Source organism: Escherichia sp. WS1368 (assembly GCF_046487485.1).
Lineage (GTDB): Bacteria > Pseudomonadota > Gammaproteobacteria > Enterobacterales > Enterobacteriaceae > Escherichia > Escherichia coli.
Window position 1 is genome coordinate 169,959 of the sequence record NZ_JBJQJI010000007.1, and the last position, 17,021, is coordinate 186,979.

14 protein-coding genes are annotated in these 17,021 nt (G+C 51.9%); 6 read left to right on the top strand and 8 right to left on the bottom strand.

The window, feature by feature from the left end; translation table 11 throughout:
- Nucleotides 1-107 precede the first annotated feature (107 nt).
- The 5 genes from narI to narK form a co-directional block, all read right to left on the bottom strand.
- Nucleotides 108-785, bottom strand: coding sequence for a respiratory nitrate reductase subunit gamma (gene narI, locus ACJHYD_RS15070; protein ID WP_001160110.1), 678 nt, complete (start codon nucleotides 783-785; stop codon nucleotides 108-110).
- Nucleotides 785-1,495: a nitrate reductase molybdenum cofactor assembly chaperone gene (gene narJ / locus ACJHYD_RS15075; protein WP_000571705.1), complete on the bottom strand. Its 711-nt coding sequence runs from the start codon at nucleotides 1,493-1,495 to the stop codon at nucleotides 785-787. Before narJ ends, narI begins: the two co-directional genes overlap by 1 nt.
- A complete protein-coding gene (gene narH, locus ACJHYD_RS15080) occupies nucleotides 1,492-3,030 on the bottom strand; it encodes a nitrate reductase subunit beta (RefSeq protein ID WP_000702660.1) in 1,539 nt (512 codons plus the stop codon). The genes narJ and narH overlap by 4 nt, the downstream gene beginning before the upstream one ends.
- Nucleotides 3,027-6,770: a nitrate reductase subunit alpha gene (locus tag ACJHYD_RS15085; RefSeq protein ID WP_001550999.1), complete on the bottom strand. Its 3,744-nt coding sequence runs from the start codon at nucleotides 6,768-6,770 to the stop codon at nucleotides 3,027-3,029. The genes narH and ACJHYD_RS15085 overlap by 4 nt, the downstream gene beginning before the upstream one ends.
- Before the next feature lie 393 nt (nucleotides 6,771-7,163).
- Nucleotides 7,164-8,555, bottom strand: a complete 1,392-nt coding sequence (narK, locus tag ACJHYD_RS15090) for a nitrate transporter NarK (protein ID WP_000019836.1) — start codon at nucleotides 8,553-8,555, stop codon at nucleotides 7,164-7,166.
- 338 nt (nucleotides 8,556-8,893) lie between these two features.
- On the opposite strand from narK, the gene narX reads away from it, so the two are divergent.
- A complete protein-coding gene (gene narX / locus ACJHYD_RS15095) occupies nucleotides 8,894-10,690 on the top strand; it encodes a nitrate/nitrite two-component system sensor histidine kinase NarX (RefSeq protein ID WP_001550998.1) in 1,797 nt (598 codons plus the stop codon).
- Nucleotides 10,683-11,333, top strand: coding sequence for a two-component system response regulator NarL (gene narL / locus ACJHYD_RS15100; RefSeq protein ID WP_000070487.1), 651 nt, complete (start codon nucleotides 10,683-10,685; stop codon nucleotides 11,331-11,333). Before narX ends, narL begins: the two co-directional genes overlap by 8 nt.
- Here narL and ychO read toward each other — a convergent pair whose 3' ends face one another.
- Entirely contained in the window at nucleotides 11,334-12,728 is a 1,395-nt protein-coding gene (ychO, locus tag ACJHYD_RS15105; RefSeq protein WP_001718153.1) for an inverse autotransporter invasin YchO, read from the bottom strand. It abuts the gene before it with no gap.
- 185 nt (nucleotides 12,729-12,913) lie between these two features.
- Here ychO and ychN point away from each other — a divergent pair, with 185 nt between their 5' ends.
- Nucleotides 12,914-13,267: a DsrE/F sulfur relay family protein YchN gene (gene ychN, locus ACJHYD_RS15110; protein WP_001169669.1), complete on the top strand. Its 354-nt coding sequence runs from the start codon at nucleotides 12,914-12,916 to the stop codon at nucleotides 13,265-13,267.
- A gap of 43 nt (nucleotides 13,268-13,310) precedes the next feature.
- Here the strand turns inward: ychN and chaC are convergent, their stop codons facing one another.
- Both chaC and chaB read right to left on the bottom strand, forming a co-directional pair.
- Complete coding sequence (chaC, locus tag ACJHYD_RS15115) at nucleotides 13,311-14,006, bottom strand: glutathione-specific gamma-glutamylcyclotransferase (protein WP_001295621.1); 696 nt, start codon at nucleotides 14,004-14,006, stop codon at nucleotides 13,311-13,313.
- Nucleotides 14,007-14,163: 157 nt separating this feature from the next.
- Nucleotides 14,164-14,394, bottom strand: a complete 231-nt coding sequence (gene chaB, locus ACJHYD_RS15120; protein ID WP_001146444.1) for a putative cation transport regulator ChaB — start codon at nucleotides 14,392-14,394, stop codon at nucleotides 14,164-14,166.
- Nucleotides 14,395-14,663: 269 nt separating this feature from the next.
- On the opposite strand from chaB, the gene chaA reads away from it, so the two are divergent.
- The 3 genes from chaA to ACJHYD_RS15135 all read left to right on the top strand — a co-directional run bounded on the left by chaA (nucleotide 14,664) and on the right by ACJHYD_RS15135 (nucleotide 16,811).
- Entirely contained in the window at nucleotides 14,664-15,764 is a 1,101-nt protein-coding gene (gene chaA / locus ACJHYD_RS15125) for a sodium-potassium/proton antiporter ChaA (RefSeq protein ID WP_001309461.1), read from the top strand.
- A gap of 404 nt (nucleotides 15,765-16,168) precedes the next feature.
- Nucleotides 16,169-16,276 (top strand): type I toxin-antitoxin system toxin Ldr family protein, encoded by a 108-nt coding sequence (locus ACJHYD_RS15130; protein WP_000170955.1) that lies wholly within the window; start codon nucleotides 16,169-16,171, stop codon nucleotides 16,274-16,276.
- A 427-nt stretch (nucleotides 16,277-16,703) separates the two neighbouring features.
- Nucleotides 16,704-16,811, top strand: a complete 108-nt coding sequence (locus ACJHYD_RS15135; RefSeq protein WP_000176713.1) for a type I toxin-antitoxin system toxin Ldr family protein — start codon at nucleotides 16,704-16,706, stop codon at nucleotides 16,809-16,811.
- The last annotated feature ends 210 nt before the right edge of the window (nucleotides 16,812-17,021 follow it).

Here is a 17,021-nt window from a genome sequence, read left to right on the forward strand (position 1 = left end):
TATCCTCCCCTGTAGGTCGGATAAGCGAAGCGCATCCGACAACTCACCCCGTACCGTGCCCATAAAAAAACCCCGCCGAAGCGGGGTCTATGCAAACTAAAATTCGCTTAGTGACGAGCGCGCACCAGCTGATACTTACGTGTCAGATACTCCACCGGTACGCTCCAGATGTGCACCAGACGTGAGAACGGGAACAGCAAGAATAACGTCATCCCCAGCACCAGGTGCAGACGGAAGATAAACGCCACACCATCAAGGTGTTGAGAAGCGCCACCGTGGAAGGTCACTACCGACTGCGCCCAGCCAACCAGTTTCATCATCTCGCTACCGTCCATATGCTGGGCGGAGAACGGAATGGTCAGCAAGCCCAGAGCGCACTGGATAACCAGCAGAGACAGGATCAGGATATCCGCTCCGGTAGTCGTTGCACGCACGCGTGGGCTGAACAGACGACGTTTCAGCAACAGCACGCCGCCAATCAGACACAGCACGCCGCTGGCACCACCAGCAAACATCGCCATTTTCTGTTTCACTTCAATCGGCAGCCAGGCTTCATACATCCAGTGCGGCGTCAGCATACCAAAGAAGTGACCGACAAAAATCCCCAGAATACCGATATGGAACAGGTTCGACGCCAGGTTCATCCCTTTGCGATCCAGCATCTGGCTGGACGCCGCGCGCCAGGTGTACTGCCCGTAGTCATAACGCAGCCAGCTACCAATCAGGAAGACCGCCCCGGCTATGTACGGGTAGATATCAAAGAAGAACATATTCAGGAATTGCATTAGTGCTGTCCTCCGGTGGTGATATTCAGATATTGCGGCGCGACGGCACCGGCAAAGCGACGCTGATGAGCAGTGATTGCTGAATCACCGCAGCCTTTGTCAGCAAAGAATTTAACCTGCTCTTCTTCCCAGACAGCATCCAGCGCCTGCGGCGTATCGTCGCGCGCTTCGTCGGCAATTTTTTCCGCCACTTTGTCGCTGTCGATTGCGGTATTCGCCAGTTTCAGCAGCAGATCAAACAGCACGGCATAACGGCTTTCACGCTGTTGCAGACGCGCGCAGAGCAATGCCAGAATCGGCGCGATATCTTTCAAACCTTCCACGGCTTCGCTTTGCGGCAGCTGCGCCAGATACTCCAGATACAGCGGCAAATGGTCGGGCAATTCGCGGCTGTTTAACTGCAAACCGTGCTGCTCGTACTGTGCCAGCAGGTCCACCATCGCCTGACCGCGATCGCGGGATTCCCCGTGAACGTGTTCAAACAGCAACAGCGACGTGGCGCGACCACGATCGAACAGTTCGCTGTACTGCGCCTGGGCATCGAGCGGATCCATCGTCGTTAAATCGCGCAGGAAAATGCCCAGCGCATGGGCATCTTCTTTCGACAGATTTTTCGACGCAGCAATTGCCTCAAACATCTCTTGTTGATGCTGCCATAAAGCAGCATCCGGATATTCAAGGAGACGCGATACAATCACGAGTTCGATCATGGGTGCGGCTCCGTTTTGCTGGTTACGTCGATGGCATCGATACGGCGGCTGTTGAACAGATTGAATTTGGTATCTGAACCGTGGCAGCCATCACCAAAGGTAAAGCCGCAGCCATTTTTCTCCGGGAAGGCTTCCCGCGCCAGTTCACGATGACTGCTCGGCACCACAAAGCGATCTTCGTAGTTAGCAATCGCCAGATAACGGTACATCTCCTGTGCCTGGGCTTCGGTCAGACCGACCTCTTCCAGCGCACGGGTATCGACTTTACCGTCAACGGTTTCAGCACGTTTGTAATGACGCATCGCCAGCATACGTTTCAGCGCGCGCAGTACCGGTTTGGTATCACCGGCGGTCAGCAGATTCGCCAGATACTGTACCGGAATACGCAGGCTTTCGACGTCTGGCAGAATGCCGTTGCTGCCCAGCTCACCCGCGTCTGCTGCAGACTGAATCGGAGACAGAGGCGGCACGTACCAGACCATCGGCAGTGTGCGATATTCTGGATGCAGCGGCAGCGCCAGTTTCCATTCCATCGCCATTTTATAAACCGGCGACTGCTGTGCGGCTTCAATAACGCTCAGCGGAATACCGTCTTTAATTGCCTGCTCGATGACTTTCGGATCGTTCGGATCGAGGAACACCTCCAGCTGACGCTGGTAGAGATCTTTCTCGTTCTCGGTGCTGGCTGCACGTTCAATGGCGTCGGCATCGTACAACAGCACGCCGAGATAACGGATACGACCGACACAGGTTTCAGAGCACACGGTCGGCTGACCCGCTTCAATACGCGGATAGCAGAAGATGCACTTCTCAGACTTACCGCTCTTCCAGTTGAAGTAGATTTTTTTGTATGGGCATCCGGTGATGCACATACGCCAGCCACGGCATTTATCCTGGTCGATCAGGACGATGCCATCTTCTTCACGCTTGTAAATCGCACCGCTCGGGCAGGTCGCCACACATGCCGGGTTCAGGCAGTGTTCGCACAGGCGCGGCAAATACATCATGAAGGTGTTTTCGAACTGGCTATACATCGCCTTCTGGATGTTGTCGAAGTTCTTGTCTTTCGCCAGCTTGTCAAACTCACCGCCCAGGTCATCTTCCCAGTTCGGCCCTTTTTCGATTTTCGCCATCCGTTCCCCGGTAATCAGCGAACGCGGACGGGCAATCGGCTGCGATTTGCTGCCTTCCGGCGCGGTATGCAGGTTCTGATAATCAAAATCGAACGGCTCGTAATAATCGTCGATCCCCGGCAGATGCGGGTTAGCGAAGATTTTACCCAGCAGCATGGCGCGGTTACCCATGCGCGGTTGCAGTTTGCCATTGATTTTACGGATCCAGCCGCCTTTGTATTTTTCCTGGTTTTCCCAGTCAGTCGGGAAGCCCTGGCCCGGCTTGGTTTCCACGTTGTTGAACCACGCGTATTCCACGCCTTCGCGGCTGGTCCAGACGTTTTTACAGGTAACTGAACAGGTGTGGCAGCCGATGCACTTATCGAGATTCAGCACCATGCCGACTTGTGAACGAATTTTCATTTTACGCTCTCCTGTACCTGGTCATTGCCTTCGCCATCTAACCAGTCAATGTTCTTCATCTTACGCACTACAACAAACTCATCGCGGTTAGAACCTACGGTGCCATAGTAGTTAAAGCCGTATGCCAGATGGGCATAGCCGCCGATCATATGCGTCGGTTTCGGCGTGATACGGGTGACCGAATTATGGATACCACCACGCTGTTGGGTAATTTCCGAACCAGGCAGGTTAACGATACGTTCCTGCGCGTGGTACATCATGGTCATCCCTGCCGGAACACGCTGGCTGACAACCGCACGGGCAGTCAGTGCACCGTTGCTGTTGAAGACTTCAATCCAGTCGTTATCGGCGATACCCAGCTCTTTGGCATCGGCTTCACTCAGCCAGACCACCGGACCACCGCGACCTAAAGTCAGCATCAGCAGGTTGTCGCTGTAGGTGGAGTGGATACCCCACTTCTGGTGCGGCGTCAGGAAGTTGAGCGCTTTTTCCGGGTTGCCGTTGGATTTCTGGCCCATCACTTCTTTCACCGAACGGGTGTCGATCGGCGGACGATAAACCAGCAGGCTTTCACCGAAATCACGCATCCACTGGTGATCCTGATACAGCTGCTGACGGCCAGAGAGCGTACGCCACGGGATCAGCTCGTGAACGTTGGTGTAACCGGCGTTGTAAGAAACGTGTTCATCTTCAAGGCCAGACCAGGTCGGGCTGGAGATGATTTTGCGCGGCTGTGCCTGAATATCGCGGAAGCGAATCTTCTCGTCTTCTTTATTCAGCGCCAGATGCGTATGGTCACGACCGGTAAACTCGCTCAGGGCAGCCCAGGCTTTTACAGCTACCTGACCATTGGTTTCCGGTGCCAGCGTCAGGATCATCTCTGCCGCATCAATTGCGGTATTGAGCATCGGCTGACCTTTTGCCGGACCTTCCGCTTTGGTGTAGTTGAGCTTACGCAGCAGATCCATCTCGCTCTGGGTGTTCCAGGCAATCCCTTTACCGCCGTTACCGATTTTCTCCATCAGCGGGCCGATAGAGGTAAAGCGTTCGAAAGTTGCCGGATAATCGCGCTCTACGACCATAATGTGCGGTGCAGTTTTACCTGGGATCAGATCGCATTCGCCTTTTTTCCAGTCTTTCACATCCAGCGGTTGCGCCAGTTCAGCGGCAGAGTCGTGCTGGATAGGCAGCGTGACGATGTCAGTTTCTTTACCCAGATGACCAACGCACACTTCGGAGAATTTCTTCGCGATGGCTTTGTAGATTTCCCAGTCGCTTTTCGCTTCCCAGGCCGGATCGACCGCCGCAGACAGCGGGTGAATAAACGGATGCATATCCGAAGTATTCATGTCGTCTTTTTCGTACCAGGTCGCCGTCGGCAAAATGATGTCGGAATAGAGACAGGTGCTCGACAGACGGAAGTCCAGCGTCACCACCAGATCCAGCTTGCCTTCCAGACCGTTGTCCTGCCAGTCCACTTCTTCCGGCTTCACGCCGCCCTGCTGCCCCAGGTCTTTGCCCTGGATACCGTGCTCCGTCCCCAGCAGGTACTTGAGCATAAACTCATGACCTTTACCGGAAGAACCGAGCAGGTTAGAACGCCAGATGAACAGGTTACGCGGGTGGTTTTTACCGTTTTCTGGTTGTTCTGCCGCAAAACGGATAGAACCCTCTTTCAGGGATTTCACGGTGTAATCCACCGGATTCATGCCCGCTTTTTTCGCTTCGCCAGCGATAGTTAGCGGGTTAGTGCCTAACTGCGGCGCAGACGGCAGCCAGCCCATACGTTCTGCACGGACGTTAAAGTCGATCAAGTGTCCGGTATAACGGGATTTATCCGCCATCGGCGACAACAACTCTTCTGCGGTCACGGTTTCATAACGCCACTGGCTGGAGTGGTTATAGAAATAAGAGGTGCTGTTCATGTGACGCGCCGGACGCTGCCAGTCAAGAGCAAACGCCAGCGGCTGCCAGCCGGTTTGCGGACGCAGTTTTTCCTGACCTACATAGTGCGCCCAGCCACCCCCGCTCTGACCGACACAGCCGCAGAAAATCAGCATGTTGATCAGACCACGATAGTTCATATCGAGGTGATACCAGTGGTTCAGCCCCGCACCGACGATAATCATCGAACGACCGTGCGTCTTGTCAGCGTTATCGGCAAATTCACGGGCAATACGGATAATCTGGCTACGAGAAACGCCAGTGATTTGCTCGGCCCACGCCGGAGTGTAAGCTTTCACATCGTCATAGCTGGTTGCGCAGTTAACGTCGTTCAGGCCACGTTCCAGACCGTAGTTTGCCAGTGTCAGATCATAAACGGTGGTCACCAGTGCGGTGCTGCCATCAGCCAGTTGCAGGCGTTTTACCGGCAGTTTGTGCAGCAGAATGTTTTCCAGCTCCACTTTGTTGAAGTGTTCCGTGCCGTCGCCACCAAAGTACGGGAAGCCCACCTCAGCGATCTCATCCTGGCTACCCAGCAGACTCAGTTGCAGCTCGGTTTCTTCGCCAGTTTTGCCGTCGCGCTGCTCAAGATTCCATTTGCCCTTCTCGCCCCAGCGGAAGCCAATAGAACCGTTCGGCGCAACCATTTCGCCATTGGTATTAAAGGCGACAGTTTTCCATTCCGGATTGTTTTCCTGGCCCAGCGCATCCACCAGATCAGCAGCACGCAGCATACGACCTGCGGCGTAGTAACCGTCGCGTTCTTCCAGCATCACCAGCATCGGCATGTCGGTGTAGCGACGCACATAGTCGGTGAAATACTGGCTTGGGTTGTCGAGGTGGAATTCACGCAGCATTACGTGGCCCATCGCCAGCGCCATTGCTGCGTCGGTGCCCTGTTTCGGTGCCAGCCACAGATCGCACAGTTTGGCGATTTCAGCGTAGTCCGGTGTGACGGCAACAGTTTTGGTGCCTTTGTAACGCACTTCAGTAAAGAAGTGAGCATCCGGAGTACGCGTCTGCGGCACGTTTGAACCCCAGGCGATGATGTAGCTGGAGTTGTACCAGTCAGCAGATTCCGGTACGTCAGTCTGCTCGCCCCAGGTTTGCGGAGACGCAGGAGGCAGGTCGCAGTACCAGTCGTAGAAGCTTAAGCAAGTACCGCCAAGCAGCGAGAGATAACGCGCACCCGACGCGTAAGAAACCATCGACATTGCCGGAATTGGCGAGAAGCCAGCGACACGGTCCGGGCCGTAGTTTTTGATGGTGTAAACGTTAGATGCGGCGATCAGTTCGTTCACTTCCTGCCAGGAAGAACGAACAAAACCACCGCGTCCACGCGCCTGCTTAAAGCTTTTCGCTTTATCGGCGTCTTCAATGATAGAAGCCCATGCCTCAATCGGATCGCTATGCAGCGCCTTCGCTTCACGCCACATTTTCATCAGGCGTTTGCGCATCATCGGGTATTTCAGGCGGTTGGCACTGTAAAGATACCAGGAGTAGCTGGCACCGCGCGGGCAGCCGCGAGGTTCATGGTTTGGCAGATCCGGACGGGTACGAGGATAGTCAGTCTGCTGGGTTTCCCAGGTCACCAGACCGTTTTTGACGTAGATTTTCCAGCTGCAGGAGCCGGTGCAGTTTACCCCGTGGGTAGAGCGGACGATTTTGTCATGCTGCCAACGCTGGCGATATCCATCCTCCCAGTCACGGTTGGTATTGAGAAGCTGGCCATGCCCATCGGCAAAGGTTTCACCCTTCTGTTTGAAGTAGCGAAACCGGTCCAGGAATTTACTCATCGGTTTTCTCCTGTGGGAGCCTGTCGGCCCTCTGATAAATCGACATTGCTAATGTTTAAGGGCAAGGTAACGCTCTGAAACAGCGTGAGAATTGATAACGATCAAGAGTGATGGGGATGAAAAATAAAGTAAATTCCTAAGATACCCCTTTAGGATAATTAACAGCCACAACATAACAGACTGTAAATTAAGACGTTTTATACCTGTAGTTATTTAAACTATTAAGATTTTTATGCAGATGGGTATTAAGGAGTATTCCCCATGGGTAACATATTAATGGCTCTTAATGAAATCCGGCGAAATAAGCCACTCACACATGAGTATGTTGTAACTAAACGACAGATAAAAAAAGCGCGACATCATGCCGCGCAAAGGATAATCAAATATTAAGATTTATTTTTTAGAATGCCGACCATATACCGCCCAGGTAATCACTACACAGGCGATATAGAAAATCAAAAATACTTTCATTGCGCCGACTGGCGAACCCGTTAATGCCAGCGAGCTACCGAACGCTTTCGGGATAAAGAAGCCACCAATCGCGCCAATCGCAGAGATGAAACCCAGCGCCGCCGCCGTGTCGGTTGCCGCTTCACGCATCGCACGTTCGTCAGAACCCCCTTCTGCTTTCACGCGATCCATTGTCAGTTTACGGAAGATCACGGAAATCATCTGGAAAGTGGAACCACTACCCAGCCCAGCTGTCAGGAACAGCGCCAGGAAGACCGCGAAGAACGCCATGAAGCTTCCGCCCTGCCCGTCAGTCGGTAAGGTCAGGAACAGCAGGCCGCTGAAAATCGCCATCAGGATAAAGTTCACCAGTGTGACACGAGTTCCGCCCAGACGGTCAGATAATGCACCACCTGCAGAACGCGCCAGCGCACCAATAAACGGCCCGAAGAAAGCGTATTGCAGAATCTGAACATCCGGGAACTGCGTTTTTGACAGCATCGCAAAGCCCGCGGAGAAGCCGATGAAGGAGCCGAAGGTTGCCAGATACAGCAGGCTCATAATCCACAGATGACCCCGTTTGAGTACCGGCAACTGCTCCTTGATGGAGGCTTTCGAGGTAGCAAGATCGTTCATGCCAAACCACGCCGCAATGGTGAAGATGGCAAGGAACGGCACCCATACCCAGGACGCATTCGCCAGATACAGCTCAGTCCCATCCGGCTGTTTGACACCCTGGCTACCAAATACTGCGAAAATCGACAGTGATACCACCAGCGGAGCAACCAACTGCATGACGCTGACGCCCATGTTGCCCAGACCACCATTCAGACCCAGCGCGCCACCCTGCTTCTGTTTCGGAAAGAAGAAGCTGATGTTTGCCATACTGGAAGCGAAGTTCGCGCCAGCAAAGCCGCACAGCAGAGAGATGATGATGAAGACGCTATAAGGCGTGGAGGTATCCTGCACGGCAAAACCCAGCCAGACGCAAGGAATAATCAGAATACCGGTGCTGAACGCCGTCCAGCGACGACCACCGAAGATAGGAACCATAAAGGAGTATGGAACACGTAATAACGCGCCAGAAACCGAAGGCAGCGCAGTCAACATAAATAGCTGATCGGTCGTAAAATTAAAACCAACTTTTGGTAAGTTCACCGCAACAGCGCTGAACAACATCCATACGCAAAACGCCAGCAGCAGACAGGGAACGGAAATCCACAGGTTGCGGCTGGCAATACGTTGACCGCGTTGTTGCCAGAACGCAGGATCTTCCGGTCGCCAATCTGTAATGACAGCTCCAGTAGCCCTTTCGGGGGCGGATGAGTGACTCATAGACACCTCTGATACTCGTTTCGATGTCTGCCACCTTAGTGTCTGTAGCTAAAGGCAATTTGATGTAAATCAAACGATAAGATAACTTTATCTATCATTGATATTTATCATTACCCATAGTGAGTACAGTGATTTCATAAAAATTATGAGATTTTTCACGGTGCTGTAAAATCCCTACCCTTACCGATGTAAAGCGACTAACCACACGGCAAATAAGGAGTAACTCTTTCCGGGTATGGGTATACTTCAGCCAATAGCCGAGAATACTGCCATTCCAGAATGTATCGTCACATTCATTAAGGTTATTGCTCATTTAAAGCCTGAAGGAAGAGGTTTACATGCTTAAACGTTGTCTCTCTCCGCTCACCCTGGTTAATCAGGTTGCGCTTATTGTGTTGCTTTCTACTGCTATTGGACTGGCAGGGATGGCGGTTTCTGGCTGGCTGGTGCAAGGCGTTCAGGGCAGCGCCCATGCGATCAACAAAGCGGGATCGCTGCGCATGCAAAGTTACCGTCTGTTGGCAGCAGTGCCATTAAGCGAGAAAGACAAGCCCTTAATTAAAGAAATGGAACAAACGGCATTTAGCGCCGAGTTAACCCGAGCAGCAGAAGGAGACGGACAACTGGCGCAATTACAGGGTTTACAAGATTACTGGCGTAATGAACTGATCCCTACGCTGATGCGTGCACAAAACCGCGAAACGGTGTCAGCGGATGTCAGCCAGTTTGTTGCCGGGCTTGATCAGCTGGTATCTGGTTTTGACCGCACCACGGAAATGCGCATTGAGACAGTGGTGCTGGTCCATCGGGTAATGGCGGTATTTATGGCACTTTTACTGGTGTTCACTATTATCTGGTTGCGGGCGCGATTGCTACAACCGTGGCGGCAACTGCTGGCAATGGCGAGTGCCGTCAGCCATCGCGATTTTACCCAACGCGCAAACATCAGCGGGCGCAACGAAATGGCGATGCTTGGAACTGCATTGAACAATATGTCTGCAGAACTGGCCGAAAGTTATGCCGTACTTGAGCAGCGGGTTCAGGAGAAAACTGCCGGGCTGGAGCATAAAAATCAGATCCTCTCTTTTTTATGGCAGGCTAACCGCCGTTTGCATTCCCGCGCCCCGCTGTGTGAACGCCTGTCACCTGTACTCAACGGCTTACAGAATTTGACCCTGCTACGTGATATCGAACTGCGGGTGTATGACACTGATGATGAAGAGAATCATCAGGAGTTTACCTGCCAGCCAGATATGACTTGTGATGATAAAGGCTGCCAGCTCTGCCCGCGCGGCGTATTACCCGTTGGCGATCGCGGCACAACCCTGAAGTGGCGGCTGGCTGACTCTCATACGCAGTACGGCATTTTGCTGGCGACCCTACCGCAGGGGCGTCATCTTAGCCATGATCAACAACAACTGGTGGATACCCTGGTTGAACAACTCACCGCCACGCTGGCGTTGGATCGCCATCAGGAACGTCAGCAACAGTTGATCGTGATGGAAGAGCGTGCCACCATTGCGCGCGAACTGCATGATTCTATTGCCCAATCTCTCTCTTGCATGAAGATGCAGGTGAGTTGTTTACAGATGCAGGGCGATGCGCTGCCAGAAAGCAGCCGCGAACTGTTAAGTCAGATCCGTAACGAACTGAATGCATCCTGGGCGCAGTTGCGTGAATTGCTCACCACATTCCGCTTGCAGCTCACCGAGCCTGGATTACGTCCAGCGCTGGAGGCGAGTTGCGAAGAGTACAGCGCCAAATTTGGCTTCCCGGTGAAGCTGGATTATCAATTGCCACCTCGTCTGGTGCCTTCGCATCAGGCAATCCACTTGTTGCAAATTGCCCGTGAGGCATTAAGTAACGCCCTCAAACATTCGCAAGCGAGTGAGGTCTTGGTGACGGTGGCGCAAAACGATAATCAGGTCAAACTGACCGTCCAGGATAACGGCTGCGGCGTGCCTGAAAATGCCATCCGCAGCAATCACTACGGCATGATAATAATGCGCGACCGTGCGCAAAGTTTACGAGGCGATTGCCGCGTCCGCCGTCGTGAATCAGGTGGCACCGAAGTGGTTGTCACCTTTATTCCCGAAAAAACTTTCACAGACGTCCAAGGAGATACCCATGAGTAATCAGGAACCGGCTACTATCCTGCTGATCGACGATCACCCGATGCTGCGAACTGGCGTAAAACAGCTTATCAGTATGGCACCAGATATCAGCGTGGTTGGCGAAGCGAGTAATGGCGAACAGGGTATTGAACTGGCGGAATCTCTTGATCCCGATCTGATCCTGTTAGATCTCAATATGCCCGGCATGAATGGTCTGGAAACGCTGGATAAACTCCGCGAAAAGTCCCTCTCAGGGCGCATTGTGGTATTCAGCGTCTCTAACCATGAAGAAGATGTGGTCACCGCACTGAAACGCGGCGCGGATGGCTATCTGTTAAAAGATATGGAACCGGAAGATCTGCTGAAAGCATTGCATCAGGCAGCTGCTGGCGAAATGGTATTAAGCGAAGCATTAACGCCTGTTCTGGCCGCCAGCTTGCGCGCTAACCGTGCCACTACTGAGCGCGATGTTAACCAGTTAACCCCACGCGAGCGCGATATTCTCAAGCTGATTGCCCAGGGTTTGCCGAACAAGATGATTGCCCGCCGCCTGGACATCACCGAAAGCACAGTAAAAGTGCACGTCAAGCACATGCTGAAGAAAATGAAGCTCAAGTCTCGCGTGGAAGCAGCGGTATGGGTGCATCAGGAGCGCATTTTCTGATTACGGTTCCCAGCGCAGTTCGTCGTTTGACAATGCGTCGAACGGTTCGACAAGCGTTAGCGTGATCTCATTGGAGGAGACACGCTGCCCCTGGTTATCTTCCACCACCACCGACAATCGCCAGTGATTGCTTGCCCCTTCCCCGTTTTGCCAGTCAGGCATGATCAGCGTCCAGCCCTCCGCGCTGTTGGCTTGTGCGCCTGGCGTTAAACTTAATATCTGCGTATCGCCCTGCCAAATCAGTTGCCGAATACCATAACGACTGCGGATTTGTAATTTCAGCGGCACTGTTTCGCCAGGTTTTAGATCCCACGGCGGTGTCGCCAGAAACACCGTTAACGTTTTTCGCTGTCGGTACTCAAGAGTCGGAAGATTATTTCGCTGCGGATTGTCATAGCGACTACCACGTAACGACTGACTTTCGGCAACCTCGCCCGCAGAAAGTTGTTTTTTGAGCGGTACACCAAAGCGGTAATTAAGATTCAGCCCGAGGTTATTTTGATTCTCGCCACTTTCACCCTGTTTATGCTGGGCCGTCACAGTGACTAATGGCACTGGGGTATAATTTAATCCCAGACTCAACGCGACGGGATTGTGATAACCCGTACCAGAGTTAAACAAATCAACACGATCACCAAAATACTGTTCTACGCTGACACTGGTATTGAGGTGTTGATAAAACGGCATGCGCATCCGGGCTGTCAGGTCGTACCCGCGCGCCATCCGTTGTTCCTGCGTGGCTGTCTGTTCATGCCATGCAGCAAACGGCTGATAAAAGTTTGCCGATAGTCGCAAATATTCGCCCCACGCTTCGGCACCGAAGCCCGCTCGCTGAAGATTTTCGTCCAGCAAGTTGTCATAAAAAGTGTTATAACCCACCAGCCAGCTGCCGCGCGCCCAGCGTTGCCCAACGCCCACATTGCTCACCAGCCCATCATCCTGCTGAGTAAGACCAAGCTGGCTCCAGGTGAGATAACGATCATTATCTTGTAACGGCACAAACCAGCTTCCACGACTGCCGGTGAAATGTCCTTCGTTATCCACTTTGACGTCAACACTGGCATTTCCCCACGGTGATAGCCAGGACTCTACGTGCTGATTAACCTGTTGACTAAGCGCATCGCGGACTTTTCCCAATGCGAAAGCTTTTGCCTGCTCGCCAGTATCCAGCCCGTTATCATTCATACTGGTTTCGCCGAAATCTTTCACAATTTCAGCAAAGTGTTTTTCCCCATCATGATTTTCAGGTGCCATGCCTAAATCCGGCAGACCATCATTGTTATTATCAAAGGGATTTGCCGCTTTTTGCTCGAAGGTAGATTGTGCGTTAGCTGTACCGCCTGCCGCCAGCAAGAGTAAATAAAACGGAATAATGCGAGGAACGAAACGGCTCAAAACGTCGGTAACTTCCGGTAAAAAATGAAAAACCATAGCCCTAAAGAATAACGATTACTGGCAACTTTTGTCGTATTTTCTCGCGCTTTCAGGAAAATCCTTAAAAATGTGACCGATTGGTCAGACGCTGCAGAAGCAGTAAGATAGAAGATGAGTGTCTAATTCCCTGAATACAGGAGTAAATAATGCAAAAAATCGTGATCGTTGCCAATGGCGCACCTTACGGGAGCGAATCCTTGTTTAACAGCTTGCGGCTGGCCATTGCGTTACGAGAGCAGGAGAGCAATCTGGATCTGCGCCTGTTCCTGATGTCTGATGCGGTCACAGCCGGGTTGCGCGGGCAAAAACCAGGGGAAGGCTACAACATTCAGCAAATGCTGGAGATCCTTACCGCTCAGAATGTACCGGTGAAATTGTGCAAAACCTGTACCGACGGACGCGGGATTAGCACACTTCCTCTGATTGATGGGGTGGAAATCGGTACGCTTGTGGAACTGGCGCAATGGACGCTGTCAGCCGATAAAGTGCTCACATTTTAGTGTTTGAGGGGGCGTCTGACGCCCCACTATGAGGGAAGTTTACTCAGGCGAATCCCGGCCGTAACACACCATCCGGATAATTCTCCGCCAGCAGTTTTTTTACCGATACCAGCAAATCATTCAGCCCATCGTCCTGCATTCCCAGTTTGATAAGCTCCTGTTCCAGTGAAAACAGGTATTGTGCGTTGGTTCCCAGTGGACCGCTCGCCGCCGCAATCAACGGCGCGATGACCTGAGCGCGAGTGTCAGATTCATATTCTGGATGTCGCGGGTCCATAATAAACACAATGGCGTTTACTGTGCGTCCATCATCAAGATCAAGCTGACACCAGGTTGGCAGATAACAGCCGGTAATCATCTCGCGCTTCCACAACAGGGTTAGTTCCTGCTCCAGCGTCTCTTCTGGCAGTCGATAGGCGACGCCTGTGGTGCGTCCGCCCTCTTTCAGTGCAAGCATTCGTCCCGGCTGGTGCGCAGTCCCGCGCCCGGCGGTCAGACGCAGGCAAAACGCACGATGCCATCCAACCAGTGTACCGGTGCACGACTCGGTAAACTCCAGTGCCGGATTCCACATCAACGATCCATAACCGAAGATCCACACCGGTCCCTCATCAGGTCGACAAGCCAGCGTCGCCGCCAGCGAAGCCGCCCGTTGCTCTGCTGACCATAAGAGTGATTCTTCAATGGCACCAAATGCCGTTTTACAATCGGCATTCATCAAGAAATCACGCGTTATCACCTTACACCTCCGCCACTGCATACTTCCCTGCGACAACTTTTTGGTGTCTTCCGGACATTTTTACTGCTCATTTTGAAACCACTAACGGGACAATATGCAATCCACGGACCACTTGCAAGGCAACACCGCACGAATTGCTTTAACTAAGCTACCGGTTTTACGATTTTTTATGCCATTTATCATCATCCCCTTTGGCATATTCATGCTTCACAGCAGCCCAGGCCACTTTATGCGCGGTTTCTTCGCGACTGGCGTCATCACGCCGATCTTCTTTATCTTTATATTGATCCCATGCGCTGTTGAACGCTTCTTTATAGATATCCTGAGCATGAGACGGTAGCACGTGCTTTACGCTTTCCGGCAGATCGCTTTTCGTTTTATACGGCATCGTTGACTCCTTTTACAAAGTTGAACATTAAGTGTGGTCAACAATATCCACTCTTGCCAAAACATAAGAATTTTCATGTCAGACTCTTCTTAAGAAACGCTAAAACAAACATTGTCTAAACGCATTGCTTATTTTTATGGCCCGATGAGTAAAAAATCGACAGCGGGGTAAAAATTCGTAAAATGTTACCGATATCCAGACACTTTCTGTTATTTTTCCTACCTATTTTTTACATTTTCGATAAATTCATCTGCAAAGGGATAACCATAATGTCAAATGCTCAAGAGGCGGTAAAAACCCGCCACAAGGAGACTTCGCTTATTTTCCCGGTTCTGGCGCTGGTAGTGCTGTTCCTGTGGGGAAGCAGCCAGACACTACCAGTGGTCATTGGCATCAATCTTCTTGCTCTTATTGGTATTTTAAGTAGCGCCTTTAGTGTTGTCCGTCATGCGGACGTATTAGCCCATCGCCTGGGAGAACCTTACGGTTCGCTTATTCTTAGCCTTTCAGTGGTTATTCTTGAAGTCAGTTTGATTTCAGCTTTAATGGCAACCGGCGACGCCGCGCCAACGCTAATGCGTGATACGCTCTATTCAATCATTATGATTGTTACCGGTGGGCTGGTTGGCTTTTCATTATTGTTGGGCGGACGCAAGTTTGCCACCCAATATATGAATCTGTTTGGTATCAAGCAGTATTTAATTGCGCTGTTCCCCCTGGCGATAATCGTACTGGTATTTCCAATGGCTCTGCCTGCGGCGAATTTTTCAACCGGTCAGGCGTTACTGGTAGCATTAATTTCTGCGGCAATGTATGGCGTATTTTTGCTGATCCAGACCAAAACGCATCAAAGTTTATTTGTCTACGAGCACGAAGATGACAGTGATGATGACGACCCGCACCACGGTAAACCGTCTGCCCATAGCAGCCTTTGGCATGCTATCTGGTTGATTGTCCATCTGATTGCCGTTATTGCAGTCACCAAAATGAACGCCAGCCCGCTGGAGACATTGCTCGACAGCATGAATGCCCCTGTCGCCTTTACTGGCTTCCTGGTGGCTCTGTTGATTCTGTCGCCGGAAGGTTTAGGTGCGTTAAAAGCAGTGTTGAACAACCAGGTCCAGCGCGCGATGAATCTGTTCTTTGGTTCAGTGTTAGCAACCATTTCGCTTACCGTACCTGTCGTCACGCTAATTGCCTTTATGACGGGTAACGAATTGCAGTTTGCACTTGGTGCGCCAGAAATGGTAGTGATGGTGGCCTCTTTAGTGCTGTGCCATATCTCCTTCTCCACCGGACGTACTAACGTGCTCAATGGCGCAGCGCATCTGGCACTGTTTGCCGCCTATTTGATGACGATATTTGCCTGACAGTTATATCTCCTCCGATGACAGAAATCGGGGGAGATAATATAAATTCCTGCTTATTGTATTTCTTCATACTACCTGAACAGGTTGTTAATCAGAATTGCGAGCCTGTACCAGAACCTGCACGAAACCACTGCAACAGCTGTTGAAAAGCCGGAATGTACTCTTTATTGCAAACATTTCAGGGATGAAGTGAAGATGAATTGAGACGTAGTATCCACACCAAGCCGGCGTTATCCGGTGAGGCGCAATGTTGCGGGGGCTTTATCCCTGGTGGCATTGGTTGCTGGAAAGAGAAAACCCCCGCACGTTGAGAGGTAAAACCTGACAACAAAACGGGGGCTAATCTTGAAACCAGACACTTCAAGAATAGCCGCAAAATGTTGTCATTACAACAAGGCGGCTATATGACGCTCGCGCAGTTTGCCATGATTTTCTGGCACGACCTGGCAGCACCGATCCTGGCGGGAATTATTACCGCAGCGATTGTCAGCTGGTGGCGTAACCGGAAGTAAGGTGAAAACGGGCGTCAGGCTGCCGTGATGGCAATATGCGCCCGAAACCGGCCGCAGGGGTAACAGCCTGCGGCCTTTTTTGTCTTTATCTCTTCCACAAGTAAATATTGGCAACCCGAGCTGGAAGCATCATCCAGAGCACTCATGAAACGACTGTAACAGCTGTTGAAAAACCGGAATGCACTCTTCATTGCATACATTTCAGGGATGAAGTGAAGATGAATTGAGTCGTAGTATCCACACCAAGCCGGCGTTATCCGGTGAGGCGCAATGTTGCGGGGGCTCTATCCCTGGTGGCATTGGTTGCTGGAAAGAGAAAACCCCCGCACGTTGAGAGGTATAACCTGACAACAGAACGGGGGCTAATCTTGAACCAGAACAATTCAAGAATAGCCGCAAAATGTTGTCATTACAACAAGGCGGCTATATGACGCTCACGCAGTTTGCCATGACTTTCTGGCACGACTTGGCAGCACCGATCCTGGCGGGAATTATTACCGCAGCGATTGTCAGCTGGTGGCGTAACCGGAAGTAAGGTGAAAACGGGCGTCAGGCTGCCGTGATGGCAATATGCGCCCGAAACCGGCCGCAGGAGTAACAGCCTGCGGCCTTTTTTGTATCCGGCCCCATGAAAAAATATCCTCCGGCATAGCCGGAGGTTTTTCAAATGCGCCTATAAGGCTCTCTTACCAGCCGCGCCCTAACAGGCGCACACGATCTGACATTTGCATCCAACTTCGTTACT